This window comes from Streptomyces sp. NBC_01275 (genome assembly GCF_026340655.1).
Taxonomy (GTDB): Bacteria; Actinomycetota; Actinomycetes; order Streptomycetales; family Streptomycetaceae; genus Streptomyces.
Genome location: NZ_JAPEOZ010000001.1, coordinates 2,765,483 through 2,790,918, shown reverse-complemented (window position 1 = coordinate 2,790,918; position 25,436 = coordinate 2,765,483). Strand labels below are relative to the sequence as shown.

22 protein-coding genes and 1 pseudogene are annotated in these 25,436 nt (G+C 71.6%); 13 read left to right on the top strand and 10 right to left on the bottom strand.

The window, feature by feature from the left end; genetic code table 11:
• Positions 1-20 precede the first annotated feature (20 nt).
• Complete coding sequence (locus tag OG562_RS12055; protein ID WP_266396501.1) at positions 21-1,064, bottom strand: zinc-binding dehydrogenase; 1,044 nt, start codon at positions 1,062-1,064, stop codon at positions 21-23.
• Positions 1,061-2,221 carry a mandelate racemase/muconate lactonizing enzyme family protein gene (locus OG562_RS12050; RefSeq protein WP_266396500.1) on the bottom strand — a complete coding sequence of 387 codons (1,161 nt, stop codon included), beginning with the start codon at positions 2,219-2,221 and terminating at the stop codon, positions 1,061-1,063. The genes OG562_RS12055 and OG562_RS12050 overlap by 4 nt, the downstream gene beginning before the upstream one ends.
• 579 nt (positions 2,222-2,800) lie before the next feature.
• Here OG562_RS12050 and OG562_RS12045 point away from each other — a divergent pair.
• From OG562_RS12045 to yjfF, 6 genes are all read left to right on the top strand, one after another.
• Positions 2,801-3,331 (top strand): hypothetical protein, encoded by a 531-nt coding sequence (locus tag OG562_RS12045; RefSeq protein WP_266396499.1) that lies wholly within the window; start codon positions 2,801-2,803, stop codon positions 3,329-3,331.
• 434 nt (positions 3,332-3,765) lie between these two features.
• Complete coding sequence (locus OG562_RS12040; protein ID WP_266396498.1) at positions 3,766-4,812, top strand: LacI family DNA-binding transcriptional regulator; 1,047 nt, start codon at positions 3,766-3,768, stop codon at positions 4,810-4,812.
• Between the two features lie 135 nt (positions 4,813-4,947).
• Complete coding sequence (locus OG562_RS12035) at positions 4,948-5,955, top strand: ABC transporter substrate-binding protein (protein ID WP_266396496.1); 1,008 nt, start codon at positions 4,948-4,950, stop codon at positions 5,953-5,955.
• Between the two features lie 94 nt (positions 5,956-6,049).
• Positions 6,050-7,582 carry a sugar ABC transporter ATP-binding protein gene (locus tag OG562_RS12030; protein WP_266396494.1) on the top strand — a complete coding sequence of 511 codons (1,533 nt, stop codon included), beginning with the start codon at positions 6,050-6,052 and terminating at the stop codon, positions 7,580-7,582.
• On the top strand, positions 7,579-8,700 hold the full coding sequence (locus OG562_RS12025) for an ABC transporter permease (protein WP_266396492.1): 1,122 nt from the start codon (positions 7,579-7,581) through the stop codon (positions 8,698-8,700). The genes OG562_RS12030 and OG562_RS12025 overlap by 4 nt, the downstream gene beginning before the upstream one ends.
• Entirely contained in the window at positions 8,700-9,722 is a 1,023-nt protein-coding gene (gene yjfF, locus OG562_RS12020) for a galactofuranose ABC transporter, permease protein YjfF (protein ID WP_266396491.1), read from the top strand. Before OG562_RS12025 ends, yjfF begins: the two co-directional genes overlap by 1 nt.
• Positions 9,723-9,774: 52 nt before the next feature.
• Here the strand turns inward: yjfF and OG562_RS12015 are convergent, their stop codons facing one another.
• Entirely contained in the window at positions 9,775-10,179 is a 405-nt protein-coding gene (locus tag OG562_RS12015; protein ID WP_266396490.1) for an ATP-binding protein, read from the bottom strand.
• Positions 10,180-10,420: 241 nt separating this feature from the next.
• Here OG562_RS12015 and OG562_RS12010 point away from each other — a divergent pair, with 241 nt between their 5' ends.
• The 3 genes from OG562_RS12010 to OG562_RS12000 are packed head-to-tail and all read left to right on the top strand — an operon-like array spanning position 10,421 to position 12,062.
• On the top strand, positions 10,421-10,963 hold the full coding sequence (locus tag OG562_RS12010; RefSeq protein ID WP_266396488.1) for a GntR family transcriptional regulator: 543 nt from the start codon (positions 10,421-10,423) through the stop codon (positions 10,961-10,963).
• Positions 10,960-11,856 (top strand): GntR family transcriptional regulator, encoded by an 897-nt coding sequence (locus tag OG562_RS12005; protein WP_266396486.1) that lies wholly within the window; start codon positions 10,960-10,962, stop codon positions 11,854-11,856. The genes OG562_RS12010 and OG562_RS12005 overlap by 4 nt, the downstream gene beginning before the upstream one ends.
• Positions 11,853-12,062, top strand: a complete 210-nt coding sequence (locus OG562_RS12000) for a hypothetical protein (RefSeq protein ID WP_266396484.1) — start codon at positions 11,853-11,855, stop codon at positions 12,060-12,062. The genes OG562_RS12005 and OG562_RS12000 overlap by 4 nt, the downstream gene beginning before the upstream one ends.
• Before the next feature lie 2 nt (positions 12,063-12,064).
• Here OG562_RS12000 and OG562_RS11995 read toward each other — a convergent pair whose 3' ends face one another.
• Positions 12,065-12,574 carry a MarR family winged helix-turn-helix transcriptional regulator gene (locus OG562_RS11995; protein ID WP_266396482.1) on the bottom strand — a complete coding sequence of 170 codons (510 nt, stop codon included), beginning with the start codon at positions 12,572-12,574 and terminating at the stop codon, positions 12,065-12,067.
• Between the two features lie 99 nt (positions 12,575-12,673).
• On the opposite strand from OG562_RS11995, the gene OG562_RS11990 reads away from it, so the two are divergent.
• Positions 12,674-13,693 carry an NADP-dependent oxidoreductase gene (locus OG562_RS11990; protein ID WP_266396481.1) on the top strand — a complete coding sequence of 340 codons (1,020 nt, stop codon included), beginning with the start codon at positions 12,674-12,676 and terminating at the stop codon, positions 13,691-13,693.
• Positions 13,694-13,821: 128 nt separating this feature from the next.
• Here OG562_RS11990 and OG562_RS11985 read toward each other — a convergent pair whose 3' ends face one another.
• Both OG562_RS11985 and OG562_RS11980 read right to left on the bottom strand, forming a co-directional pair.
• Entirely contained in the window at positions 13,822-14,973 is a 1,152-nt protein-coding gene (locus tag OG562_RS11985; protein ID WP_266409227.1) for a serine hydrolase domain-containing protein, read from the bottom strand.
• 5 nt (positions 14,974-14,978) lie between these two features.
• Positions 14,979-17,570 carry a M14 family zinc carboxypeptidase gene (locus tag OG562_RS11980; RefSeq protein WP_266396480.1) on the bottom strand — a complete coding sequence of 864 codons (2,592 nt, stop codon included), beginning with the start codon at positions 17,568-17,570 and terminating at the stop codon, positions 14,979-14,981.
• A 200-nt stretch (positions 17,571-17,770) separates the two neighbouring features.
• On the opposite strand from OG562_RS11980, the gene OG562_RS11975 reads away from it, so the two are divergent.
• Complete coding sequence (locus tag OG562_RS11975) at positions 17,771-18,589, top strand: EI24 domain-containing protein (protein ID WP_266396479.1); 819 nt, start codon at positions 17,771-17,773, stop codon at positions 18,587-18,589.
• 66 nt (positions 18,590-18,655) lie between these two features.
• On the opposite strand, the gene OG562_RS11970 is transcribed toward OG562_RS11975, so the two are convergent.
• The gene (locus tag OG562_RS11970; RefSeq protein WP_266409225.1) at positions 18,656-19,909 is read right to left on the bottom strand and encodes a pyroglutamyl peptidase; all 1,254 of its coding nucleotides are present in this window, start codon (positions 19,907-19,909) and stop codon (positions 18,656-18,658) included.
• Positions 19,910-19,991: 82 nt separating this feature from the next.
• Entirely contained in the window at positions 19,992-20,864 is an 873-nt protein-coding gene (locus tag OG562_RS11965; protein ID WP_266396478.1) for a LysR family transcriptional regulator, read from the bottom strand.
• 144 nt (positions 20,865-21,008) lie between these two features.
• Here OG562_RS11965 and OG562_RS11960 point away from each other — a divergent pair.
• Positions 21,009-21,197: pseudogene (locus OG562_RS11960) on the top strand (Rid family hydrolase); the annotation flags it as partial.
• Here OG562_RS11960 and OG562_RS11955 read toward each other — a convergent pair.
• Positions 21,175-21,750, bottom strand: a complete 576-nt coding sequence (locus tag OG562_RS11955; RefSeq protein ID WP_266396477.1) for a TetR/AcrR family transcriptional regulator — start codon at positions 21,748-21,750, stop codon at positions 21,175-21,177. The pseudogene OG562_RS11960 and the gene OG562_RS11955 sit on opposite strands and share 23 nt — an antisense overlap.
• A 152-nt stretch (positions 21,751-21,902) precedes the next feature.
• On the opposite strand from OG562_RS11955, the gene OG562_RS11950 reads away from it, so the two are divergent.
• On the top strand, positions 21,903-24,353 hold the full coding sequence (locus OG562_RS11950; RefSeq protein ID WP_266409222.1) for a beta-glucosidase: 2,451 nt from the start codon (positions 21,903-21,905) through the stop codon (positions 24,351-24,353).
• A 101-nt stretch (positions 24,354-24,454) separates the two neighbouring features.
• Here the strand turns inward: OG562_RS11950 and OG562_RS11945 are convergent, their stop codons facing one another.
• Positions 24,455-25,435 (bottom strand): aldose epimerase family protein, encoded by a 981-nt coding sequence (locus OG562_RS11945; protein WP_266396475.1) that lies wholly within the window; start codon positions 25,433-25,435, stop codon positions 24,455-24,457.
• Position 25,436 lies beyond the last annotated feature (1 nt).

Sequence of the window (25,436 nt, the reverse complement as noted above, 5' to 3'; positions counted from 1 at the left end):
GCCCCCGTACCGGCGTACGGCTAGGGGGTCGCGCCGGGCCGGAGCAGTACCTTGCCCACCTTCGGATCGCCGGATCCCACCAGCTCGATGGCCTCGGGGAACTCGGCGAGCGGCAGCTCGTGGGTGACCAGCGGCAGCGGATCCAGCAGACCGGCCCCGAACACCCGCACCGTGTGCGACCAGGCGTCCGGCGGCGCGCCGAAGACGGTGTGCACCTCCAGCTGCCGTACGACCAGGTCCGTCGGGTCGAGGCCGTCGGCGCCCGGCGCCGGGATCCCCGTCAGCACCAGGCGTCCGCCCCGCCTCAGCAGGGCGGCGGCCGTGCGGGCGGCGGACGCGGACCCGGCGGTCTCGATCACGACGTCGAAGTCGTCGGGGAGCGGCTGGTTCCGGGTGCGGAAGTCGGTGGCGCCGAACTGCCGGGAAAGCTGTTCCCGGTCGCCGCGCGTCCCGACCACCAGCAGCTCGGCGGGCGAGCCCGCCTTCAGGAACTGCACGGCGAACATGCCCAGCGTGCCGGTGCCGACCACGGCGACCCGCTCGCCCGGCAGTGCGTTCGCCTTGATCGCGGCGGCCGCGATGCAGGCGGCGGGCTCCAGGAGGGCGGCGGCGGTGAGGTCGGCGTCGTCCGGGAGGGGATGCAGCAGCCGGGCCGGGAGGGTGAGGGTCGCGGCCATCGCCCCGGGCTGGGTGAAGCCGGTCTCCTCGTAACCGTCCGTGCACAGCGTCGTCTCGCCCGTGTGGCAGCGGTCGCACACCTGGCAGTTGCGGAAGCCCTCGCCGACGACCTTGCGGCCGACCAGCGACGAGGGGACCCCGGCGCCGACCGTCTCGACCGTCCCGGACCACTCGTGGCCGGGGGTGAGGGGGTAGCGGACGTAGCCCTCGGGCCGGTTGCCCTGGTACACCTCGCGGTCGCTGCCGCAGATGCCGACGGCGTGGACGCGCACCAGCGCCTCGCCGGCCTCGGGCGGCCGCGGCTCGTGCGGGACGAGCCGGTGCTCGCCGGGCGCGTCGATGACGACGGCGGTGCTCGCCGCGCCCACCGCGCTGACCGGACTCACTTCTCGGCGCCCTTCGGCTTGCGCTGCTCCCAGCCCTCGGCCCACAGGTCGAAGCGGGCCTGCTGCTGGGGGAACTCGGCGGCCGCCTCGACGTCCAGCTCGACGCCGAGACCGGGCGCGTCGGAGAGGTGGAAGTAGCCGTCGATCACCTCGGGCGCGCCCTTGACGACCTTCTTGATCTCCGCGTCGGCGAAGTCGTTGAAGTGCTCGAGGATCTTGAAGTTGGGCGAGGTGAAGCCGACCTGGAGGGAGGCGGCGGTCAGGACCGGCCCGCCGACGTTGTGCGGGGCGACGAGCACGTAGTGCGCCTCGGCGGTCGCGGCGAGCTTCCTGGTCTCCCAGATGCCGCCGATATGGCCGACGTCCGGCTGGATGATGTCCACGGCCTGGCTCTCGAAGAGCTCGCGGAACTCGATGCGGTCGTGGATGCGCTCACCGGTGGCGACCGGGATGTCGACCTTGGCGGCGACCTTCTCCAGCGCCTTCAGGTTCTCCGGCGGGCAGGGCTCCTCCAGCCACGCGGGCTTGAACGGCGCGAGCTCCTTGGCCAGCCGGATGGCGGTGGCCGGGGAGAAGCGGCCGTGCATCTCCAGCATCAGCTCGGCGTCGGGCCCGATGGCGTCGCGCACGGCCTCGATGAGGGAGACGGCGTAGAGGGTCTGGTCGTGGTCCAGCTCGAAGTGCCCGGTGCCGAAGGGGTCGATCTTCAGCGCCTTGTACCCGCGCTCGATGACCCCCTGGGCGGCCTTGTGGTACGCCTCGGGCGTCCGCTCGGTGGTGTACCAGCCGTTGGCGTACGCCTTGACCTTGTCGGTCACCTTGCCGCCGAGCAGCTGCCAGACGGGCACCCCGAGGGCCTTGCCCTTGATGTCCCAGCAGGCCATCTCGACGACGGCGATGCCGGACATCACGATCTCGCCGGCCCGCCCGTAGTCGCCGTACTTCATGCGGCGGGTCAGGTCCTCGACAGCGAACGGGTCGGAGCCGAGAATATGGTTGGCCTCGGCCTCCTTCAGGTAGCCGATCAGCGCGTCGGTGTGGCCCAGCATGCGGGTCTCGCCGACACCCGTGATGCCCTCGTCGGTGTGCACAAGGACGTAGGTCAGGTTGCGCCACGGCGTCCCGACCACGTGTGTGCTGATTCCGGTGATGCGCACGGAAGCTACCCTTCAGCTGTTCGAGATTTCGTCACACGTTCGAAATGCTGGGCAGACAGTAAGGACGGCGTGAGGGGAGTGTCAATGGGTCGAACAGGTAACGGTTTCGACAGTTTCGAGACTCCTTTCGGAAATCAGATGCGGTGGTGTGTGCCAGGTCACTCGGCCGGCCGCACCGGTATGGCCGGTTTCCCACACAACTTTCACGGGCGGGCCCGTGAACACGCCCCTTTCGGAACCTAGTCTTCCCGCGTCATGGACTACTGCCACCCGTGCCGACGGCACCTCAACGGCGCCCTCGCCTGCCCTGGGTGCGGCGCCCCTGTCGAACAAGCGTTTGGCCACCCGCGCGACCCGTACGAGCCGGAGCCGTACGGCGCTTCCGGCGCATCCGGCGTTCCCGCCCATCACGGCGAACGCGACGAACACGATGAACACGACGGACATAACGAACGCGATGAACGCGACGAACACCGTGAAACACGGCGTGATGAGCGTGATGAGCGCGGTGAGCGCGGTGAGCCGCGGGGGCGCGCCGCGCGCCGTCGCGAGCAGGGCCGGGGCGGCACACGGCGTCCCGTGGGCGCAGCCGGCGCGTCGGACGCGAGTCGTCGCGATCGCAAGGCCACGGTCCACCGGCGGCGCCGCAGGCGCACGCTGCTGATCGCCGCCGGCTTCGTCCTGGCGGCGGGCGGTCTGAGCCTGGCCGAACTCGGTGTGGACGCACCGGGGTTCCCCTTCGCCCGGAACCCGGCGGTGGCCGGGGGCGAGTCGTCCGAGGCCGACGCCTCGACGGCGGAGCCGAGCGCGTCAGCCCGGCCCCTGGACGACAGGGAGGGCGAGACCTCGGCCTCCCCCAGCGGCTCCGCATCCGCATCCGCATCCCCGTCGGCATCGGCGTCGGCGTCCTCGGGCGACGAGGGCGACGCCACACGGTCCCCGGACGCGGAGGCCCAGTCGGCCACCCTTCCCGGCTCCCCCGGGGCGGCCACCGGCTCGACGGCCTCGTCGGGTTCCGGCTCCACCCCGACCGCCGACCCGACGTCGGACGCGTCCCCGCAGCCGTCTCCGTCGGAGACGTGCACGCGTTTTCTGTGGTGGTGCTCGTAGGTCTCCGGCCGGCGGACGGCTTTGTGGTCTCGCGGAAATCCCTTGGCGTGAGGCCGAGTCGGGCGCGTTCCGGGCGCCCTGGCCGTCGCCGCTCCGAGGCGCCCTCGGGGTCCCGGGACCCGGGCCGGACACGGCGCCGTGGCAGGCCGAGTTCCCAACTCCCGCCGCGGGGCGCGTTACTCAACCGTGACGACCTTCCGGTGCAGCCCTCTTGACCGCCGTGAATTGTTAGCGCTCACAATGACCTCCGCATTCACCAGTCAGTGGGCAGCGCCGACACGGGAGGTATGAGCCGTCATGCACGCAGTGCCCCAACTCGACCTCCAGGCCAGTTCCGTTGGGCTCTCAGGGGCCCTGGCGTGAAACCGTCGGCGGGGCATCGCCCGCCCACCACACAGGCCTTATCGGCAGACGGGCGCCAAGGAGGTGCGGCCGTGACACCTACCCGGCTTCGGCCGCCCACCATGGCGGACGTGGCGCGCCTGGCCGGCGTGTCCCACCAGACCGTGTCCCGTGTGCTGGGGGACCACCCCAACGTGCGGGACGAGACCCGGACCAGGGTGCTGCGCGCGATCGAGGAGATGGGCTACCGTCGCAACTCCTCCGCACGGGCCCTGGCGACCAGGCGGACCCGGACGTTGGGTGTGGTCGCCTCCGACACCACCCTCTTCGGACCGGCCAGTACGCTGTTCGCGCTGGAGGAGGCGGCACGGGCCGAGGGGTATCTCGTCTCGACGGTCAGTCTGCGCAGACTGACCGTCGAGGAACTGTCCGAGGCCCTGGACCACCTCAGCGAGGGCGGGGTGGAAGGAGTGGTCGCCATCGCCCCGCAACGGTCGGCGGTGGACGCTCTGGCCGAACTGCGTTACCCGTTCCCGGTGGTGGTCGTGGGCGGCGGGCCGGGCGGGGACATCCCCCACGTCGGCGTGGACCAGTCCCTGGGAGCGCGGCTGGCCACCGGTCATCTGCTGGCCGCCGGCCACCGCACGGTCTGGCACCTCGCCGGGCCCGAGGACTGGCAGGAGGCCGCCGAGAGGGCCGCCGGCTGGCGGGCGGTCCTCGAAGCGGCGGATGTCGAGCCGCCCGTGCTGCTGCGCGGGGACTGGAGTCCGCTGTCGGGCTACCGTGCGGGCCAGGAACTGGCCGGCTGGGTGGGCCGGGGGCTGACCGCCGTGTTCGTCGCCAACGACCAGATGGCACTGGGGGTGTTGCGGGCCCTGCGTGAGGCGGGGATCCGAACCCCCCAGGACGTCGCGGTGGTCGGCTTCGACGACATCCCGGAGTCGGAGTTCTTCGCTCCTCCTCTCACCACCGTCCGGCAGGACTTCTCGACGGTGGGGAAACGAGCCATCGCGCTGCTCCTGGAGCTGATCGAGGGCCGACCACCCGCCACCCCACCCCGGATCGCGATCGAGCCCCAACTCGTCGTCCGCGCCAGTACCTTCCCGTACGCCGCTCAACCGGAGGGCGTACCTCTCTGACGGACCGTCCGGCCGTTCTCTTCCACCCGTGCGGTCGGAGTCTCGAACGATGATCGACAGGCTGGACGCAGTGCGGCCGGTCCCCTTGAGTACCCGCAGGTCCGACCCCGGGCCGGCTCTTCAAAGGAGAAGAACATGCTCAACAGACGGAACTTCCTGACCGCAGCGGTCGGCGTGGCGGCCGCGGGCGGCCTGGCGGCCTGTGCCAAGAAGGACGACAGCTCCTCCGGCTCCTCCTCCTCGGGCGGCAGCAAGGCGATCACGCTCGGCTTCTCCCAGGTCGGTTCGGAGAGCGGCTGGCGCAGCGCCAACACCACCTCGGTGAAGGACGCGGCGAAGGAGGCGGGGTACACCCTCAAGTTCTCCGACGCCCAGCAGAAGCAGGAGAACCAGATCTCCGCGATCCGCAGCTACATCGCGCAGAAGGTGGACGTCATCGCCTTCTCGCCGGTCGTCGTCACCGGCTGGGACGCGGTGCTCAAGGAGGCCAAGACCGCGAAGATCCCGGTGGTCCTCACCGACCGCTCGGTGGAGACCTCCGACGACTCCCTGTACGTCACGCTGGTCGGTTCCGACTTCACCGACGAGGGCCGCCGCGCCGGCAAGATCCTGGAGAAGGTCCTGGAGAAGGCCGGCCACAAGGGCGCGGTGAAGATCGCCCAGCTGGAGGGCACCACCGGCGCCGCCCCCGCCATCGAGCGCGCCAAGGGCTTCAAGGAGGTCATGGACGCCGACCACGCGGACGACTGGAAGATCGTCGTCAGCCAGACCGGTGACTTCACCCGCGCCGGCGGCAAGCAGGTCATGGCGGCCTTCCTGCAGTCCAACCCGGACATCAACGTGCTCTTCGCGCACAACGACGACATGGCCATCGGCGCCATCCAGTCCATCGAGGCGGCGGGCAAGAAGCCCGGCACGGACATCCTGATCGTCTCGATCGACGGCGTGAAGGACGGCTTCGTGGCCATGTCCGAGGGCAAGATCAACGCCATCGTCGAGTGCAACCCGCTGCTCGGCCCGCAGCTGATGGACGTCGTGAAGAAGGTCAAGGACGGCGAGACGGTCGAGCGCTGGATCAAGACCAAGGAGGGCGACTTCCTGCAGGACCAGGCCAAGGCCGCGCTCCCCAGCCGCAAGTACTGACCGACCGCACCCACCGGCAGGGAGCCCCCGTCCGACCGAGCGCCATCGGTCCCCGGGGCTCCCTGCGGGCCTGAATTCCATGAGGAGCACTGCCATGGCAGAGCCGCGGCCCGTCCTGGAAATGACGGGCATAGTCAAAGAGTTTCCGGGGGTACGGGCTCTGTCGGACGTCGACTTCCGGCTCTTCCCCGGCGAGATCCACGCCCTGATGGGCGAGAACGGCGCGGGCAAGTCCACCCTCATCAAGGTGCTGACCGGGGTCTACTCCCTGGACGGCGGCACGATCACGCTGGACGGCGCGTCCGTGCGGTTCGGCAGCCCGCTGCAGGCCCAGCAGGCCGGCATCAACACCGTCTACCAGGAGGTCAACCTCTGCCCGAACCTGTCGGTGGCGGAGAACATCTTCATCGGGCGCGAACCGACCCGCCTGGGCCGCATCCAGTGGAAGCGGCTGCGCCAGGAGGCGGCGGAGCTGGTGGACCGGCTCGGCCTCGACATCGACGTCACCGCCCCGCTGTCCTCGTACCCGCTGGCCGTGCAGCAACTGGTCGCGATCGTACGGTCGGTGGGCACCGGCGACGGCGCGGGACCGGGCACCAAGGTGCTGATCCTCGACGAGCCGACCTCCAGCCTCGACCGGGACGAGGTCCTCGAACTGTTCGCCCTGATGCGCCGGCTGAAGGACGAGGGCGTCGCGATCCTGTTCGTCTCGCACTTCCTCGACCAGATCTACGAGGTCTGCGACCGGATGACCGTACTGCGCAACGGCGCCCTCGTCGGTGAGCACCTGGTCAGCGACCTCGACCAGGTCGGGCTCGTCCAGCTGATGCTGGGCAAGGCCATGGGCCAGCTGGAGGAGCTGCACGACCAGCATCTGCACTCCGACATCGGCGAGACCCTGCTCCAGGCGGACGGCCTCGGCAGGACCGGCGGCATCGCCCCGTTCGACCTGGAGATCAGGAAGGGCGAGGTGATCGGGCTCGCCGGCCTGCTCGGATCGGGCCGGACCGAACTCGCCCGGCTGCTCTTCGGCGCCGACCAGCCCGACAGCGGCAAGGTGACCATCGGCGGCAGTCAGGTCTCGATGAGCGCCCCGAACGACGCGATCGGCGCCGGGGTCGCGTTCTGCTCCGAGAACCGCAAGAGCGAGGGCCTGGTGCCCGATCTGACGGTGCGGGAGAACATCATCCTGGCCCTGCAGGCCTCGCGCGGCTGGATCCGGCCCATCCCGGCCGCCCAACGCGACGAACTCGTCGCCAAGTACATCAAGGCGCTGGACATCCGCCCCGCCAACCCCGAGGCCAGGGTCGGCCAGCTCAGCGGCGGCAACCAGCAGAAGGTGCTGCTGGCCCGCTGGCTGATCACCCAGCCGAAGCTGCTGATCCTGGACGAGCCCACGCGCGGCATCGACATCGGCGCGAAGGCGGAGATCCAGAAGCTCGTGGTCTCGCTCTCCGAGGACGGCATGTCCGTCCTGTACATCGCGGCCGAACTGGAGGAGGTTCTCCGGCTCAGTCACACCATCGGAGTGCTGCGCGACCGCCGGCTGGTGGCGCAGATCGCCAACGGGCCGGAGATCACCACGAGCCGGATCCTGGAGACCATCGCGAGCGGAGAGCACCAGTGACCACCTCCTCGACCACCTCGTCCCGGTGGCGGGGGCTGACCCGCCACCACCTGTTCTGGCCGGTGGCGGTCCTCGTCCTCCTGCTGCTCGTCAACGTTCCCTTCACCCCCGACTTCTTCTCCGTCCGGATGGCGGACGGCCATCTCTACGGCAGCCTCGTCTCGATCGTGCTGTTCGGATCGCCCCTCATCCTGGTGGCGGTCGGCATGACCCTGGTCATCGCCACCGGCGGCATCGACCTCTCCGTCGGCGCGGTGGTCGCCATCACCGGGGCCCTGACCTGCTCCTACATCAGCGACCAGGCCGACCAGGGCGCCCTGTCCGGAGTGCTGCTCGCCATGGGCCTGGGCCTGCTCGCCGCGGTCGTCTGCGGCCTGTGGAACGGCTTCCTGGTCGCCAGGATGGGCATCCAGCCGATCATCGCCACGCTGATCATCATGGTCGCCGGACGTGGGGTCGCCCAGCTGATCACCGACGGCCAGATCATCACCGTCAACAGCGAGCCGTACAAGCTGATCGGCGGCGGCTACTGGCTGACTCTGCCCTTCTCCATCTTCGTGGTGGCCGTGGTCGTGGCCGTCACGGTGGTGCTGACCCGCCGTACGGCGCTCGGGCTGCTGGTCGAGTCGGTCGGCGGCAACGCCGAGGCCAGCCGCCTGGTGGGCATCAGGTCCCGGCGCATCAAGATCATGGTCTACGTGTTCTGCGCGCTGTGCGCCGGTATCGCGGGCCTGATGATCAGCTCCAACACCTCGGCCGCGGACGGCAACAACGCGGGCCTGTGGATCGAGCTCGACGCGATCCTCGCCGTGGTGATCGGCGGCACCTCGCTCCTGGGCGGCCGGTTCTCCGTCGGCGGCACGGTGGTCGGCGCCCTCGTCATCCAGACCCTGACCACCACGATCTACACCATCGGCGTGCCGACCCAGACCAACCTGGTCTTCAAGGCCGCCGTCGTCATCGTCGTCTGCCTGCTGCAGTCCCCGAAGTTCCGCGCCAAGGTCTTCGGCGCGGCGTTCGGCGCCCGGTTCGGGGCGAAGGGCGGCGCCAAGCCGGCCGCGGCAGCGGCGGACACCGCCGCGGCGACCGAGGCCGCTCCCAAGATGGAGGTGTCGTGATGAGCGCGACCACCCAGACCCCCACGACCCCGGACACCCGTACCCCGTCCAGGGCCGCGCGGCTGCTCGGCGACCGGCGCCTGCCCGTCATGGCGACGGCCCTGCTCTTCCTCCTGATGTACGTCGGGGCCCTGGGCCGCTACCAGTACTACGGGTTCGCCGAACCGCAGGTCTTCCTGAACCTGTTCATCGACAACGGCTATCTGCTGGTCGCCGCCGTCGGCGTCACCTTCGTCATCCTGTCCGGCGGCATCGACCTGTCCGTCGGCTCGATGATCGGCTTCACGACGATGTTCACGGCCTGGCTGGTGGAGCGCCAGGGACTGCCGATCGTGGTCGTGATCCCCATGGCGCTGGCCGTGGGCGCCTTCGGCGGCTTCCTGATGGGCTACGTGATCCACAACTTCGAGATCCAGCCCTTCATCGTGACCCTCGCCGGCCTCTTCCTCTTCCGCGGCCTGTGTCTGGTGATCAGCAAGGAGTCGATCTCCATCGGCGACTCCACGGTGAGCACCATGGCCCAGGCGCAGGTGTCGCTGGGGATGGGATTCCTGTCGATCGGCGCGGTCGTCGCGCTGGTCGTCCTCGCCGTCGCGTTCTACGTCCTGCACTACACCCGCTTCGGGCGCCGGGTGTACGCCATCGGCGGCAACGAGCAGTCGGCCATGCTGATGGGTCTCCCGCAGGGCGGCACGAAGATCGCCGTGTACACGGTGAGCGGCTTCTGCTCGGCGCTCGCCGGCCTCCTCTTCACCCTGTACATCCAGTCCGGTGACCCGCTGCACGCGACCGGCATGGAACTCGACGCCATCGCCGCGGTCGTCATCGGCGGCACGCTGCTGACGGGTGGCTCCGGCTATGTGCTGGGAACCCTGTTCGGGGTGCTGGTACTGGGCCTGATCAAGAGCGTCATCCAGTTCGAGGGCACGCTCAGCTCCTGGTGGACGAAGATCGCCACCGGTGTGCTGCTGTGCGCGTTCATCCTGATCCAGCGCTTCATGACGACCCGTAAGAAGACCTGAGCCGAAGCGGGATGTCCCCGGCCCGGAGTGACCCGGAGCGGTCCGCTCCGGGTCAGGACGCCTCGGGGCAGCGGCGGTCCGTCTTGAAGGTCGTCCAGACCGTCTTGCCGACGACGTGTTCGGTGATGCCCATGTCGTCGGCGAGGGTCTGGGTGAGGTGGAGGCCTCGGCCTGAACAGGCGTCGAGGGGGAGGGGGGCGGGAGGGACGTGGTGGTCGCCGCTGTCGCGGACGCCCAGGCGCAGGACCTCGCCGTCGAGTTCGAGGCTCACGCAGTACTCCCGGCCGGGCGGGACCCCGTGCAACAGGGCGTTGGTCGCGAGTTCCGACGCGCACAGGGTCATGTCGTCCAGCCGGTCGGTGCACCCCCAGTCCGTCAGAACCTGTCGGACGAAGGCGCGGGCCTCCCGCACCGAGGCGCGTGAGCGGGGAAAACGACGTTGCCGTGACGAGGACACGGTGGGCCACCTCCGCGGTTCTGGGGCGTCCAGCAGTGATTCCAGCAGTGATCCACAGTACTGCTCTTCGCGAAAAGCAGTGAGGTGGTTCTGGAGGTTCGAGGCGGGTTCGAGGCGGGTTTCGAGGCGTGTTCGACGTACGGGCCAGGTAGTTCCAGGGGCGCTGAAGGGACTCGCGCGCCGTCGCCTACCGTGGAGGGCGGCACGGGCGAAGAAACGATCGGCCGTTGGGGAGGACCTCGTGGGTGCGAGCAGCTGGGTCAGCGCGTCGTTGCCGTATCTGACGCCGCGGGAGCAAGGGCGGGGCGACGCCTGGGCGGAGGAAGCCGCAGCCCAAGGGCGGCGCGGGACGCAGCGCATCGTGCACGCCGGCGAGACGCCGGCCCCCGCCGAGGTGGCGGAGCTGCTCGGGATCGCGGACGGCGAGCCCGTCGTCGTACGGCGGCGGCTGATCCTCCTCGACGACCTGCCGAACGAACTCACCGACACCTACTACCCCACCGCCATCGCCCGCGGCACCCCCCTCGCCCGCACCGCGAAGATCCCCGGCGGAGCCGTCACCTTCCTCGCCGAACTCGGGCATGTCGGCGCGCTCGTACGGGAGGACGTGACCGCCGGGGTGCCGGACGAGGAGGAGCGGAAAGCCCTGCGGACCGCCCCCGGCGAGCCGGTTCTGCGGCTCACCCGGCTGACCCTGGACCGCGCGGAGCGGCCGATCCAGGTCGACCGTATGGTGATGCCTGCCCTACGGCAGAGACTGCGCTACCAGATCAGGATCGGATGACCGTGCCCAAGGCAGAACCGGAAGCCGCCGACCGCCGCTCGCTTCACGAGAGGATCGCGGCCGATCTGCGCGACGACATCATGAGCGGCGAAGCGGCTCCCGGCACCCCTCTGCCGTCCACCGCACAGCTGAAGGAACGCTTCGACGCGGCGGCCGCCACGGTGCAGAAGGCCGTGCAACTCCTCAAGGACGAAGGTCTGGTGGTCAGCCGCGCGGGCGCCGCAGTCACGGTCCGCGAGCACCGTCAGCGCACCGTCGCCCCCGCCGCCCTCATGACGCCCGGCGGCCCCGGAGAGCCCTGCCGCTGGCTCACCGAGGCGGCCAAGCACGGCACGCACGCCCGCAGCGAGATCCTCGACGTCACGGAGTGCCGCCCGCCCGCCGACGTCCGGGCCGCCCTCGGCCTCCCCGGCGACGGCGCCGCCCTGCTCCGCTGCCAGATCCTGCTGATCGACGACGAGCCCGCCGAACTCGCCCAGTCCTACTACCCGTTGGACATCGCCCGCGGCACGCCCCTGACGGACCGCCGCCGCATCAAGGGCGGAACTCCCGCCCTGCTCACCGCACTCGGCCATCCACCGCGCCGCAGCGCCGACCGGGTCTCCGCCCGCGTCCCCACCCAGGAGCAGTACCGGGCCCTCCGCCTCAGGAGCAGCATGCCGGTCCTGCGCACCCTCCGCGTCGTCCACGACGCACGCAACCGTCCGGTCGAGGTCACCGTCATGGTGAAGGCGGGGCATCTCTACGAGTTGCAGTACGAGTTCACGGCGACAGCGACCGGGGCAGCGGACGAATCGGTGAACGAAGCAGAGGACCAAGCAGAGAACCAAGCAGAGAACGAAGCGGTGAACGAAGCAGTGAACGAGCAAGCAGAAGGCGGGGGACCGGCGTGATCGTGGTCGTTCTGGCAGGGGTCCTGGCGCTGGCCGTCGGAGGGTGCGTCTGCATCTGGTGGGCGTCGACGCGCGGCGGCCCGCGCTGGGTGCGGGTGATCGCCCTCGGGACGATGGCGGCGGGCGAACTGGTGCGCGGCGCGAGCCGCGGGGCCGGCAGGAACCGCAGTTCCGGCAGTAACCAGAACTCCGGCTCGGACGACTGACCTCAGCCCTTCCCGCCCCGGCCCTCCGCCTCCGCGGCCGCCTCGGCCCGCAGCATCCGCTGCAGCAGCCCCCGCAGCACCACCCGCTCCTCGTCCGACAGCCCGGCGAGCGGCGCGCGCGCGAACCGCAGCGACTCCCGCAGGCTACGGGCCACCCGGCGCCCCTCCTCGGTGGCCGCCGCGAGCTTCACGCGGCGGTCGGCGGGGTCCGGGCGGCGCTCGACCAGGCCCCGCGCCTCCAGCCGGTCCACGATGCCCGTGACGTTCGACGGCTCGCACTTCAGCTTCTGCGCCAGCTTGCGCATCGGCAGCGGCTCCAGGGACAGCAGGCTGAGCAGGCGCGCCTGCGCCCCGGTCAGCGTGTGATCGGCCGCCGCGTCCTCGTAGTCCTCGTAGAACCGCGCCACGACGTCGCCGATCAGCTCGACGACCTCCATGGTCAGCGGGTCGGGACGGCTCTTCTGCGGCGCGGGGAGGGGGGCGGGGACCGGCACGGACAAGGGCGTGGACATGGACTCCAGCGTACCCCTTTACTTGACATCCTGAAATATTAAGGCGCATGGTTGTTTCAGGTAGTGAAGCTTCTGGACGTGAAAGGCAAGGCACCCCCCATGACTGACTCCGCCCTCCCCACCACCAGCCGCGAATGGCGTCTGCTCAGCCGCCCCGTCGGCTGGCCGAAGTCCGAGGACTTCGAACTGGCCGAGGCGGAGATCCGGCAGCCCGGCCCCGGTGAGGTGCTGGTCCGCAACGCGTACGTCTCCGTCGACCCGTACATGCGCGGCCGCATGAGCGCCGCCAAGTCCTACGTCGCCCCCTTCGAGCTGGGCAAGGTCATGCAGGGCGGGGCCGTCGGCGAGGTCGTCGCCTCCGACGCCGAGGGCATCGCGGCCGGCGACCACGTCCTGCACTTCGGCGGCTGGCGCGAGTACGCCACCGTCGACGCCAAGCAGGCCGTCAAGGTCGACCCCGAGGCCGCGCCCCTGTCGACGTACCTCGGCGTCCTCGGCATGACCGGCCTCACCGCCTACGCCGGCCTGCTGCGCACCGCCGCCTTCAAGGAGGGCGACTCCGTCTTCGTGTCCGGCGCGGCCGGCGCCGTCGGCAGCCAGGTCGGGCAGATCGCCAAGCTCAAGGGCGCCTCCCGGGTCATCGGCTCGGCCGGCTCCGACGACAAGGTCAAGCTCCTCGTCGAGGAGTACGGCTTCGACGCGGCCTTCAACTACAAGAACGGCCCCGTCGCCGAGCAGCTGCGCGAGGCCGCCCCGGACGGCGTCGACGTCTACTTCGACAACGTCGGCGGCGACCACCTCGAGGCGGCCATCGGCTCCCTCAACCTCCACGGCCGGATCGCGATCTGCGGCATGATCTCGGTCTACAACAACACCGAGGCCGCCCCCGGCCCGAAGAACCTCGCCCGCCTCATCGCGACCCGCGGCCGCATCGAGGGCCTCCTGGTCGGCGACCACTACGACCTCCAGGCGCAGTTCGTGCAGGAGGTCGGCGCCTGGGTCCGCTCCGGCGAGCTGAAGTACCGCGAGACGGTCGTCGAAGGCATCGAGAACAACCTGGAGGCGTTCCTCGGGGTCCTGCGCGGCGACAACACCGGCAAGATGATCGTCAAGCTCTGACCCGGCACGCTCTGACCCGCACGCTCTGACCCGGCACGCCCTGACCTGGCGGCTCTGACGGTCGCTCGTGTACGCCGATGGCCGCACCCCTGGACGTGGGGTGCGGCCATCGCCGTGTGTGCCGCCGGTCAGACGGCCAGCGCCGCCCGGTGCACGGCCGCCGCCAGCCGGTTGTTCTCCGGCGCCGATCCGCCGGGGAAGACGAACCGGCGTCGCGTGTAGCCGTAGGCGAGCCCGCTGCGCGGGTCCGCGAACGCCTGGCTGCCCGCCGCCCCGCTGTGTCCGAACGCCCCGACGCCCAGGAACGGATGCCAGCTGTCCGCGGTCGCCTGGAACCCCAGCCCGTACGACTTGTGGGCGCGCGCCACCAGGTCGTACCCGGCGGAGTGGAACTGCCCGAACTCCGCCGCCGTGTCCTCCTTCAGCAGCGGCGCCTTCCCGTCGACCTCGCTGATCGCCGCCGCGTACAGCCCGGCCAGCCCGCGCGCGGACGCCACCCCGCCCACCGAGGCGGGGCCCTTGGCGCGGATCAGGGGGTCGTTCGGCAGGAGTTCGAGGTCGGTGGGCTCGGCCGCGTGCCGGTTGAAGGCGATCGCGGCGAGGGTGTGCGGCCCGCTCGGCAGGGAGTCCAGCAGAGCCTGCTGCTTGGCGTTCGGCTCCATCGGCAGCGCGGTGTGGAAGCGCGGCTCGTGCACCGCCGGCAGCCCCAGGAAGAAGTCCAGCCCGTACGGGGCGCGCACCCGCTCCTCGTACACATCCTGGAGCGTACGGCCGGTCGCCCGCCGTACGACCTCGCCGGTGAGCGCGCCGATGACCAGCGCGTGGTAGCCGAAGGCGGTGCCCGGACGCCAGAACGGCCGCTGGTCGGCGAGGCGTTCGGCGATCTGCCGGTCGTCGGCCAGCTCCTGCCGGGAGAACCCGGTGTCCGTGCCGACCACCCCGGCCCGGTGCGCGAGCAGCTCGCGCAGGGTCAGCGCGCCCTTGCCCTCGGCGGCGAACTCCGGCCAGTAGTAGGTGACTTTGCGGTCCAGCTCCAGAGTGCCCTCCTGGACCAGGAGAGCGACCACCAGATGCGCCGCGCCCTTGGTCGACGAGAACACGCCGTAGAGGGAGTCGGCGGCCACGCCGTCCCCGGCCCACAGGTCGACGACCGGCCTGCCGTGCACATACGCGCACAACTGGCCCTCGTAGTCGGGCTGTTCCCCCGCCACGAACGCGGCGAACTCCTCCCGCACCGCTTCGAAACCGTCGGCGACGGTGCCGTGGATCTCCTTCGTCATCCGAGTCATCCGCTCTCCTCAACCAGCCCACTGCTGCTTGCCTGTGCCATGGTGATCAACGCCTGTGCGACCTGGGGGAACTCCCCCTTCGGATGGTCCCGGAAGAGGGGTTCCGTGCCGAACAGGACAGCGTGCGGCCCGCTCACGACCGAGGGCCGACCGGCCGCGGCGGACGGCCCGCCCGAGCCGTCGGCCAGCGCCCGCCAGTGGCCGGAGACGAGCGGACTCCCGGCGGCGTACGCCTGCTCGACGCGCACCCCGGGGCCGAGATCGGTGAACCAGACCGGCGCGTAGACGAAGGAGTGGTCCGGGGCCCCGGCTGTCACCGGTCCGCCCCAATTCACCACCCGCACCACGCCGTTGGCGTCTCCGTTGCCCTCTACGGCCGTCACGTCCAGCAGCCCCGCGCCGACCCCGACCGCGGCCCCGTCGGCGCCCCGCCCGACCAGGCCGTGACCGGCGAGGAAGGCGTCGAGGGCACTGCGGGCGGAAGCGGTCAGGGCGGCCCGGTCGAGCCCGGCCGACACGAACAGCACGTCCGCCGTCGACCAGTCGAAGCCCGCGTTGAGGACGGCCGTGGAGACCGGGGCGACGTCGAAGCCCATCTCCCGCAGCGCGAACAGTTCACCGGCCGTCACCGCGGCGGCGACCCGGACCGGGCGCAGGGGAGCGACACCGGTGCCGGTGAGGTGTGTTGCCGAGGCCGCCGTGAAGGAGACGTCGTACGTCCGCGCGACCGCGACGGCCTTGGCCCGCGCCGACGCGGGCACGACGACACTCCCGTCGCCCTCCGCTGACCGCCGTACCGAAACCCCCTGCTTCAGCAGCGAGTTGAGGGCGGCCACCGCGTTCGGGTCGTCGAGGCGCAGGCGCAGGTCGCCGCGCGGGGCGACCGAGGCCACCGGCGCGGCCGCGGAGACCGGGCGCAGCGACAGCCCCGACAGACCGCCGCCCGGCACGGCCACGACCTCGGCTCCCCACAGCCGTCCCAGACTCCAGCCCGAGATGTCGTACATCACCGACACCTTGTCGCTGATGTCCCGCCCGTCGGCCAGCAGCACGTTCGCCAGACCCCGCTTGGGCTGACGCATGTCGACGACGTACGTGCCCCGGGGGTACGACCGTCCGCCGAGCCGGAAGGCGCGGGCGGCGCGGGTGACGCGGACGTCGTTGGCGAGGAGGTGGTCGACGAGGCGGGCGGTGGACGTCGTACCCGCCGGGAGGACGTAGGCGCGTGGGAAGGCGGTCGTGTAGACGTCCTCCGGGCCGATGCCCGGCACCCCCGGGACGCTCTGCGCCGACACCGGCACCTGGGCCGCGCCGACCGAGCCGCGCCGGAACACCTCGATCTGGTCGGCGACCAGGGAGGCGCGGTGGGCGCCGACGAAGTCGAGCGTGGCGCGCAGGGCGGCCCCGGCGACGGCCGTGTTGATCGCGGAGCGACGGCGCAGCTCCTCGACCGGGAGGGTGGTGTAGGCCGCGTTGTTGACCGTCAGCGGGATCTCCACGGTGTGCGCGGCGACCGTGCCGTGGAAGGCCGCGTACTGCGGGGTGAAGATCGGCGGCCAGTCGTCCCAGCCCTCGTCCTGGTCCCGGAAGGGGATCTGGGCGGGCTGCACGCCGTCCTTCGCGGGCGTGTAGCCCAGGCCGTTGACGGCCGCCTCCATGCCGAGGGCGTTGGCGTAGGTGTTCTTCAGGAAGAGGTCGTACTCGTAGTTCTCGCCGTGCGGGGGAGTGGTGGGCTCGATGAGGGTGCCGTTGACGTAGCCGTGCAGGTCCAGCATCACGGCAGGCTGCTTGTCGATCTCGATCTGCCGCATCGCCCGCGTCTCGGGCTGAGAGGCGGTGACGAAGTCCCGGTTCAGGTCGAAACCGTCGGCGTTCGCGCGGGTGCCGGCGATCCGGCCGTCCGGGTTGGCGGTGACGTTGAAGTACAGGCGACTGTGGGCGAGCAGGTCGCGGGTCCTGGCGTCGCCGGCGGTGGCGAGCTGCTCGATGAGCTTCAGGGACGCGTCCGTGCCCTCCCACTCGTTGCCGTGGATGTTGTTGTTGACGAAGACGGGCGTCTTGTAGTCCGCCTTGATCGTCCGGTCCTTGGCGGCCGCGGCGGGCGCGTTCTCGATGAGCTCGCGCATCCGTTCCTGGGCGCGGGCCTGACGGGCCGTCTCCGGAGCGGTGACGGTGACCAGAAAGAGCCGGCGCCCGCCCGCCGACGTCCCGGCGACCTCCACGCTCACCCGGTCGCCGAGCGCCTGGAGCGCGTTGAGCTTCGGGGCGATCGCGTGGTACGGGGTGAGGCCGAGCTTGAGGGACTTGTCGGCGGGGTTCTCGGGGTCGGGGGCGAGGCTCTGGCGCCGGGGATAGCCGCGGGTGTCGGTCCGCGCTGCCGCCGGGGCGATCAGCGCCCGACGCGCCGCGCTCTCGGGGGACTTGGCGGCACCGGTGTCGAGGGCCGAGCCCTCCCGGGTGTCCGCCCGGGTGACGGGCTTGGGGTCGGCGCCGGCGGTGTGGGGGGTGAGCAGGAGTGAGCCCGTCGCGGTGAGGGCGACGGCGGTGATCAGAACAGGTCTGGCAGGGGTGGTGGTCGTGTTGCGCACGCGTACCTCCTCTGGACTTGCCGAGATCGTTGCTTCCGGAGATCGGTACGGCGAGGTGTACCTGTTCGACTCAACTGCAACAAGAGGGTGTTGGTGTCACCGATACCCCGGATGGCCTAGGACCTCCCCTGGAGGGCCTGTCAGCGGCCTGTCAGCAGGGCGTCAGCGGGGGGACCGAACCCGACCGATAGAGTTCGGCCATGCGCGATCTTGGGGTGGGGTTCACGTATCTCCTGAAGGGCCAGCGATGGGTGGCCCGGCACGGCAAGCAGTACGGATTCGGGCTCCTGCCCGGCCTGATCACGCTCGTCCTCTACGCGGCGGCGCTGATCTCGCTCGCGGTGTGGGGCACGGACTTCGTCGGCTGGGCGACCCCCTTCGCCGACGACTGGTCCAGCCCCTGGCTCGGCCTCTTCCGCGGCCTCCTCACCGTCGTGCTGTTCGCCCTCGGCCTCCTCCTCTCCGTCCTGACCTTCACCGCGGTCACCCTCCTGGTCGGCCAGCCGTTCTACGAGAGCCTCTCCGAGAAGGTCGACCGGGACGTCTCGCCCGACGGCGCCGCCCCCGAGTCGGGCCTCCCGCTCTGGCGCGAACTGTGGGTCTCCGCCCGCGACAGCCTCCGCATCCTGGCCAGGGCGCTGGTCTGGGCCGTGCTGCTGTTCGCCCTCGGGTTCGTGCCGGTGCTCGGGCAGACGGCGATCCCGGTGATCGGCTTCGTCGTCACCGGCTTCTTCCTCACCGAGGAGCTCACCGCCGTCGCCCTCCAGCGCCGGGACGTCGACCTGCGCGCCCGCCTCGCCCTGCTCCGCTCCCGCAAGACCCTGGTCTGGGGCTTCGGCACCCCCCTGGGCCTGGCCTTCCTGGTGCCCTTCGTCGCGGTGTTCCTGATGCCGGGCGCGGTCGCGGGCGCGACCCTGATGGCCCGTGACCTGCTGGGCGAGGAGACCCGGGAGGCCGGCGAGGACGGGGAGGACGGCGACCCCGTCGACGCGCCGGAAGGCGAGACCGCGACCTCCTGACGCAGGCCCGAGCCCGAGGCCTGAGCCGCGAAGCCCGAGGCCCGAGGCCCGAGGCCCGGACAGGTCCTACGCGCCGGCCGCCACGCTCAGGATCGCCCGCACCTGCCCGATGATGTCCAGCCGGTTGCGGACGAACTCGGGGTCCGTCACCGTCCCCGTCGCCGGGTCGGTGTTGCCGGTCCCGAACTGCAGCACCGGCGTGTGCACATGCCCGCCCGGCAGACTGTCGTGCAGGCCGAACCGGTCGCGCAGCAGGGTCGCGCGGTAGGCGATCTCGTTGGACAGGTAGTTCCCGCCGCCCCCGGCCCGCGCCGTAGACCCGGAGGTGGGCCCGTCCGGCCGTACGACGGAGTCCGCGGCGCCCGCCGGGATCTCGGTCACGCTCGTGTTGTCGTACACCGGGAACCGTCCGGTGTCCGCGGCCACGATCGCGGCGTACGGCAGGGTCGTGGTCGTCCACTGCGGCTGCGAGGCGGGGTCGGTCACCGGGACGGTCTCCGTCCGGCCGATGTTGTCGTTGTCGGGGAAACCGCCCCGCCAGGCCCCGTTGGTGCGCTCCACGTCGAAGCGGCCGACCCGGCCCTGACTGACGGTCGTGAACAGGTCCACCTTCGGCAGATACGCCCGCAGCGTGCGCTCCACCGTCTGGTCCGTGAAGTCCTGCCAGCGCACCGGGAACACGGCCGTCTCCACCCGCGCCGGACCGTCCGCCGTCTCGATCACCGTGCCGTCGAGAGCGAGCGCGCTCGCGCCGGAGGGGTTGGAGATGCGGATGTCCCGGTCCAGGGTGAACGGGTCGAAACCGGTCACCAGGACGCGCTTGAGCCCCTTGGCGGCCTGCGGGTAGCCGATGTCGGTCTGGCCGCGCGAGGTGCGCTCCAGGGCGTCGAGCAGCGCGGCCCTCCGGCCGTCGGTGAGCCCGAACTCCGGTTCCCAGGTGCGGACTTCGCGGGTCATGCCGAGGCGCGCCCAGTACAGCGGCCGGTCGTCGTCCCGGCTCAGATCGCCGCCGGCCGGCCCCCGCCCCTGCGCCCGGTCCACCGCCCGCCGCCACAGGGCCGCACCCTCCCGGACGACGAGTCGGCGGGCCTGCGCGTAGGAGTGCGCGCAGGCGAGCGCGCGTGCCAACTCCGGTGCCACGGAGTCGAATCCGGAACGTTCGAGGATCTCCCGCGGTACGGCCTGCTCCAGCCGCTGTTCCTCGACGGTGGGGGCGGGCGCCGCCTCGGCCTCGGCCGCGCCGGCGGTCGAGGGGGCGGTGAGGCCGGCCAACAGGGCCAGCCCGAGGGCACCGACGCGAACTCGTACGCGAACTCGTATGGAATGCACGGGGGTTGAGGTCCTTCCGTCGCTGTGGGGAGCGTGCTGCGGGACGCCGGAAGTATCCCGTGACAGGAGTGGTCTACGCCACCGTGCCGGGCACGTCGGCCGCCGCCTCCCGCAGCGCGGCCACGAACCCCTCCACCGCCGCCGTGCGCGACCGCCCCCGAGCCGTCGCCGCGTACACCGCCCGCGCCGCAGCGCCCGCCTCCCGCACGGGCAGCAGCACCACGTCCTGCCGTACGCAGGCGGCGGCGAGCGCCGGGACCAGCGCGACGCCCAGCCCGGCCGCCACGTACCCCTGCTTGGCGGTCCACTCGGCGACGACATGCGCCACCCGCGGCCGGAAGCCCTCGCGCAGCGCCGCGTCGAGCAGGGTGCCCTCGGGGTGCGGGCCGCCGGAGATCCAGTCGGCGTCGGCGAATCGCCCCAGTCGTACCGGCCCGGCGTGCCCGGCCAGGGGATGGGCGGCCGGGACGGCGACGTACAGCGACTCGTCGAGGAGGTGGTGCAGGGCGTACGGCTCCAGCGGGGCGCGGCTCGTCGTCGAGACCACCGCCACGTCCAGGTGGCCGTCCGCGAGCCGGTCCAGCAGGCCGGGGGTCAGCCCCTGCTCCCAGGTGACCCGGACGCCGGGGTGCCGGTCCCGGAACCCGGCCAGGGCGCGCGGCACCAGCGCCGCGTCCGCCGTGGGGAACGCCCCGAACCGCAGCCGCCCGCCCAACCCCTCCCGCAGTGCGGCCAGTTCGCGCCGCGCTCCGCCCAACGCCTCGACGACGGACTCGGCGTAGGGCGCCAACACCCGCCCGGCCTCGGTCGGCCGCACCCCTCGCGGCAGCCGGTCGAACAGCGGCCCGCCGCCCAACGCCCCCTCCAGCGAGGAGACTTGCCGGGACACGGCGGACTGGGTCCAGCCCAGCGAGCGTGCGGCGCCCGTGAACGAGCCGTGCGGCATGCTGCCGCGAGCTTGACGGGGCCACCTGGTACCGCGGGCTTGGCGAGCCCCCGGCATCGAAGAGCCCCCGGGGGCTCGCCCCCGGACCCCATGTCGGCCTGAACGGCCTCGTCCTCAATCGCCGGACGGGCTGTGGTCGGCCATGCCGATGTCATCAACATCCGCACGTACCTCACGGACATCACCCGGCTCGCCGAATACGGGGCCGTACGCGGGGAGTTCCTCACCGGGACCCCGCCGACCAGCATGACCTTCGAGGTGTCCGGGCTGTTCCGGCCCGAGGCGCTGATCGAGGTCGAGGTGGTGGCGGTCAGTCCTCGCCCAGCAGTGTGAGGAAGTCCCGGAACGCCTCCGCCATGTCCACCGACTCCGGGTCCAGGAGCCACTGGTACTGGAGGCCGTCCAGCACGGCGACGAGGAGGGGGGCCGTGCGTTCGGGGGTGAGGCCGCTGGGGAGGCGGTCGCCGTACTTGGCGCGCAGCACCGCGGCCATGCTCTCGCGCACCTTGCGGTAGCGGTCGGTGAAGTAGCCGCGCGCCGGATGTCCCTCGGTGACGCTCTCGCCGAGCAGCGCCGAGAACGTCTGGATGATGCCGGGTCGCATGGCGTTGTACTCGACGAGCGAGACCAGCAGGTCGATCCGCCACTGGGGCTGCGGCCTGGAGTCCCACTGGTCCCGCTCCTGAAGCACCGCCACCAGCAGCGCCTCCTTGGTCGGGAAGTGGTGCAGCAGCCCCTGCTGGGTCAGCCCCACCCGTTCGGCCACCGCCGCCAGGCTCGCGCCCCGGTAGCCGCGCTCGGCGATCACCTCCAGGGCGGCCCGGACGATCTCGGTCCGCCGCTCCTGACTCCTGGTTCTGGGGCTCATGCCGTCACGGTACGTCATCCGGTCATGAAAAGTAACGTCAAGATAACGAAACCTACCGTTCTACAGGTAAACCGTGGACGATAGGGGACACGATGGGGGAACTGCACGCGCACTCAACGAGGAGGCATCCCGTGGCGGGAACGGAAGCGGACGTGGAGGCGGGCGTCGAAGTGGTCGTCGAGACGGGCGTCGAGACGGGCGTCGAGGCGGTCGTGGAGGCGGCGCTCCGCAAGCTCGACCTGGACGCCAAGACCCGGCTCCTGGCCGGCCAGGACATGTGGTCCCTGCCCGCCCTGCCGGAGATCGGCCTGAAGTCCCTCGTCATGTCCGACGGCCCGATCGGCGTCCGCGGCGTGCGCTGGACCGGCGGCGACCCGTCCATCGCGCTGCCCTCCCCGACCGCCCTCGCCGCCGCCTGGGACCCCGGCCTCGCCCACCGCGCCGGCACGCTCCTCGCCCAGGAGGCCCGCCGCAAGGGCGTCCACGTCCTCCTCGCCCCGACGGTCAACCTCCACCGCTCCCCGCTCGGGGGCCGCCACTTCGAGGCCTACAGCGAGGACCCCTACCTGACCGGCCGTATCGGCACCGGTTATGTGACGGGCGTCCAGGAGGGCGGCGTCGGCACCACCGTCAAGCACTTCGTCGCCAACGACGCCGAGACCGAGCGCTTCACCGTGAACAACGTGGTCGGCGCCCGCGCCCTGCGCGAGCTGTACCTGGCCCCCTTCGAGGCGATCGTCGAGAACGCCCGCCCCTGGGGCGTCATGACCGCCTACAACACGGTCAACGGCACGTCGATGACCGAGCACCGCGACCTCGTCAACGAGGTCCTGCGCGGAGAATGGGGCTTCGACGGCTACAACGTCTCCGACTGGATGGCCGCCCGCGACACCGTCGCCGCCATGGAGGGCGGCCTCGACGTCGCCATGCCCGGCCCCCGCACCGTCTACGGCGAGGCCCTCGCCCAGGCCGTGCGGGACGGCAGGGCCGAGGAGTCCACGGTCGACCAGGCCGTCCGCAACGTACTGCGGCTCGCCGCCCGCGTCGGCATCCTCGAGGGTGCGCAGCCGGCCGTCACCGACCTCCCCGAGACCGTCGACGGCGCCGAACTCGCCCGCGAGATCGCCCGCCGCTCCTTCGTCCTCGCCCGCAACGAGGACCGGGCCCTGCCCCTGCGCCCCGAGGCCACGGTCGCGCTGATCGGCGCCGCCGCCCGCGACGCCCGCGTCCTGGGCGGCGGCTCCGCCGTCGTCTTCCCGGCCCGGATCGTCTCCCCGCTCGACGGCCTCACCGCCGCCCTCCCCGAGGGCAGCCTCAGCTACGCCGTCGGCGCCGACCCGAACACCGAACTCGCCGTCGCCGACAAGGGGTTCGAGCTGCGCGCCCTCTGCCGTGACGAGACGGGCGCCCTCATCGGGACCGGGGCCGCTCCCACCGGCGAGATCAACTGGATGGGCTCGGACCTCCCCGAGGGCGTCACCCACGACACGCTCCGCACCGTGGAGCTGGCCGGGACCTTCACCCCGCGCGACAGCGGCCCGCACGTCTTCGGCATCAAGGGCGCCGGCGCCTTCGCCCTCACCGTGGACGGCACCACGTACTTCGACGACGTCCAGCGCCCCGCCGACGACGGCGACCCCTTCGAGGCCTTCTTCGGGGTCCCGCAGCCCCGGGCCGAGGTCGAACTCGTCGAGGGCCGGCCGGTCGAGGTCTCCCTCGCCTTCGTCGTCGCCCTCCCCGAGGGCGTCCCCTTCAAGGCCGTCGTCTTCGCCCTCACCCACCAGGAACCGCGGCGCGACCCCGACGAACTGATCGCGGAGGCCGTGACGGCGGCCCGGGCCGCCGACACCGCCGTCGTCGTGGTCGCCACCACCGAGCGCGTCGAGTCCGAGGGCTTCGACCGCAAGAACCTGCGCCTGCCCGGCCGCCAGGACGACCTCGTCCACGCCGTCGCCGCCGCCAACCCGAACACCGTCGTGGTCGTCAACGCCGGCTCCCCGGTCGAGATGCCCTGGCGGGACGAGGTCGCCGCGGTCCTGCTCAGCTGGTTCCCCGGCCAGGAGGGCGGCGCCGCTCTCGCCGACGTCCTCACCGGCGCGCACGAGCCCGGCGGCCGCCTGCCCACCACCTGGGGCTCCCTCGCCGACGCCCCGGTCACCCAGGTCGTCCCTGTCGACGGCGAACTCCCTTACACCGAGGGCGTCTTCATCGGCTACCGCGCCTGGGAGCGGGCGGGCCGCACCCCGACGTACCCCTTCGGCCACGGCCTCGGCTACACCGACTGGGCCTACGAGTCCGTCGAGGTGGCGGGTACGACGGCGGGTACGACGGTGAAGGTGCGCGTCCGCAACACCGGCGAGCGGGCCGGACGCGAGGTCGTGCAGATCTACCTCGCGCCGGTCGGACGGGACGGCGACCGCCCCGCCCGCTGGCTGGCCGGCTTCGCCGGCGTCGAGGCCGGGCCGGGGGAGAGCGCCGAAGTCGTCGTCGAGATCCCGCGCCGTGCCTTCGAGGTGTGGGACGAGGCCGCGGACCGGTGGTTCTTTGTGAAGGGTTCGTACGAAATCCAGGTGGGTAGGTCGATCGCAGACCGCAGGATCACCGCGACGATTAACGTCTGAACCGGCGCCTGTCGCGCCCCACGAACAGCCCCGGTCCGGGACCTGACCCCTGGACCGGGGCTATTTACCGTCGGTCTACCGCCGACTCCGGCGAATCGGAATCACCGGCGCACCCCGAAGCCGTACACCGTCTCCGACCGGTACACCCCGCCCGGCCGCAGCTCGGTGCTCGGGAACTCCGGGCGGTTCGGGGAGTCGGGGAAGTGCTGGGTCTCCAGCGCCACGCCCTCCCCGGGCGAGAAGGGCTCGCCCAGGTGGTCGGCCGTGTACAGCTGGAGCCCCGGCTCGGTCGTCGCCACCGTCAGCACCCGCCCGGACGCCGGGTCGTGCAACTCGGCCACCTCGGCCGGCGCGTCCGTGACGCCCTTGTCGAGCACGAAGTTGTGGTCGTAGTCCGAGCCGACCTTGCGCGCCGTACGGAAGTCGAAGCGGGTGTCCGCCACCTCCGCGAGGTCGCCGGTCGGGATCAGGTCCGCGTCGACCGGCGTGTACCGGGAGGCGGCCAGCCGCAGCTCATGGCCGCCCGCACTGCCGGCGCCGGGGCCGCCGAGGTTGAAGTAGCTGTGGTTGGTCAGGTTCACCACCGTCGGCGCGTCCGTGACCGCCTCGTACACGAACCGCAGGGCGCCCGACGCGTCGAGCGTGTACGTCGCCGTGACCTCCAGACGGCCCGGGAAGCCCTCCTCTCCGTGCGGGCTGACCCGGCTCAGCCGCAGCCCGTGCGCCACCGGCTCGACCTCCCACACCCGCTTGTCGAAGCCGCGCTCGCCGCCGTGCAGGGAGTTCGGGTCGTTGTTCGGCGCCAGCGCGTACGTCAGCCCGTCCAGCGGGAAGCGGGCGTGCGCGATGCGGTTGGCGTACCGCCCGACGAGAGCGCCGAGATAGGGCTCCGGATGCGCGAGATAGCCGGCCAGGTCCGCGAACCCCAACACCACGTTCGCGGCGAACCCGTCCCGGTCCGGGACCTCGACGGACTGCACGATCCCGCCGTACGACAGGACCCGCACCCGGGTGCCCGCCCGCTCCAGGGTCCAGCGGTGCACCGGGGTGCCGTCGGAAAGTGTTCCGAAGTGTTCGCTCATG

Bases quoted from the DNA above. Each gene is read 5' to 3' on its own strand.
- OG562_RS12035 (WP_266396496.1), top strand. From the start codon at position 4,948: ATGCTCAACAGACGGAACTTCCTGACCGCAGCGGTCGGCGTGGCGGCC.
- OG562_RS12030 (WP_266396494.1), top strand. From the start codon at position 6,050: ATGGCAGAGCCGCGGCCCGTCCTGGAAATGACGGGCATAGTCAAAGAG.
- yjfF (WP_266396491.1), top strand. From the start codon at position 8,700: ATGAGCGCGACCACCCAGACCCCCACGACCCCGGACACCCGTACCCCG.
- OG562_RS12005 (WP_266396486.1), top strand. From the start codon at position 10,960: ATGACCGTGCCCAAGGCAGAACCGGAAGCCGCCGACCGCCGCTCGCTT.
- OG562_RS11995 (WP_266396482.1), bottom strand. From the start codon at position 12,574: ATGTCCACGCCCTTGTCCGTGCCGGTCCCCGCCCCCCTCCCCGCGCCG.
- OG562_RS11990 (WP_266396481.1), top strand. From the start codon at position 12,674: ATGACTGACTCCGCCCTCCCCACCACCAGCCGCGAATGGCGTCTGCTC.
- OG562_RS11985 (WP_266409227.1), bottom strand. From the start codon at position 14,973: ATGACGAAGGAGATCCACGGCACCGTCGCCGACGGTTTCGAAGCGGTG.
- OG562_RS11975 (WP_266396479.1), top strand. From the start codon at position 17,771: ATGCGCGATCTTGGGGTGGGGTTCACGTATCTCCTGAAGGGCCAGCGA.
- OG562_RS11965 (WP_266396478.1), bottom strand. From the start codon at position 20,864: ATGCCGCACGGCTCGTTCACGGGCGCCGCACGCTCGCTGGGCTGGACC.
- OG562_RS11955 (WP_266396477.1), bottom strand. From the start codon at position 21,750: ATGACGTACCGTGACGGCATGAGCCCCAGAACCAGGAGTCAGGAGCGG.
- OG562_RS11945 (WP_266396475.1), bottom strand. From the start codon at position 25,435: ATGAGCGAACACTTCGGAACACTTTCCGACGGCACCCCGGTGCACCGC.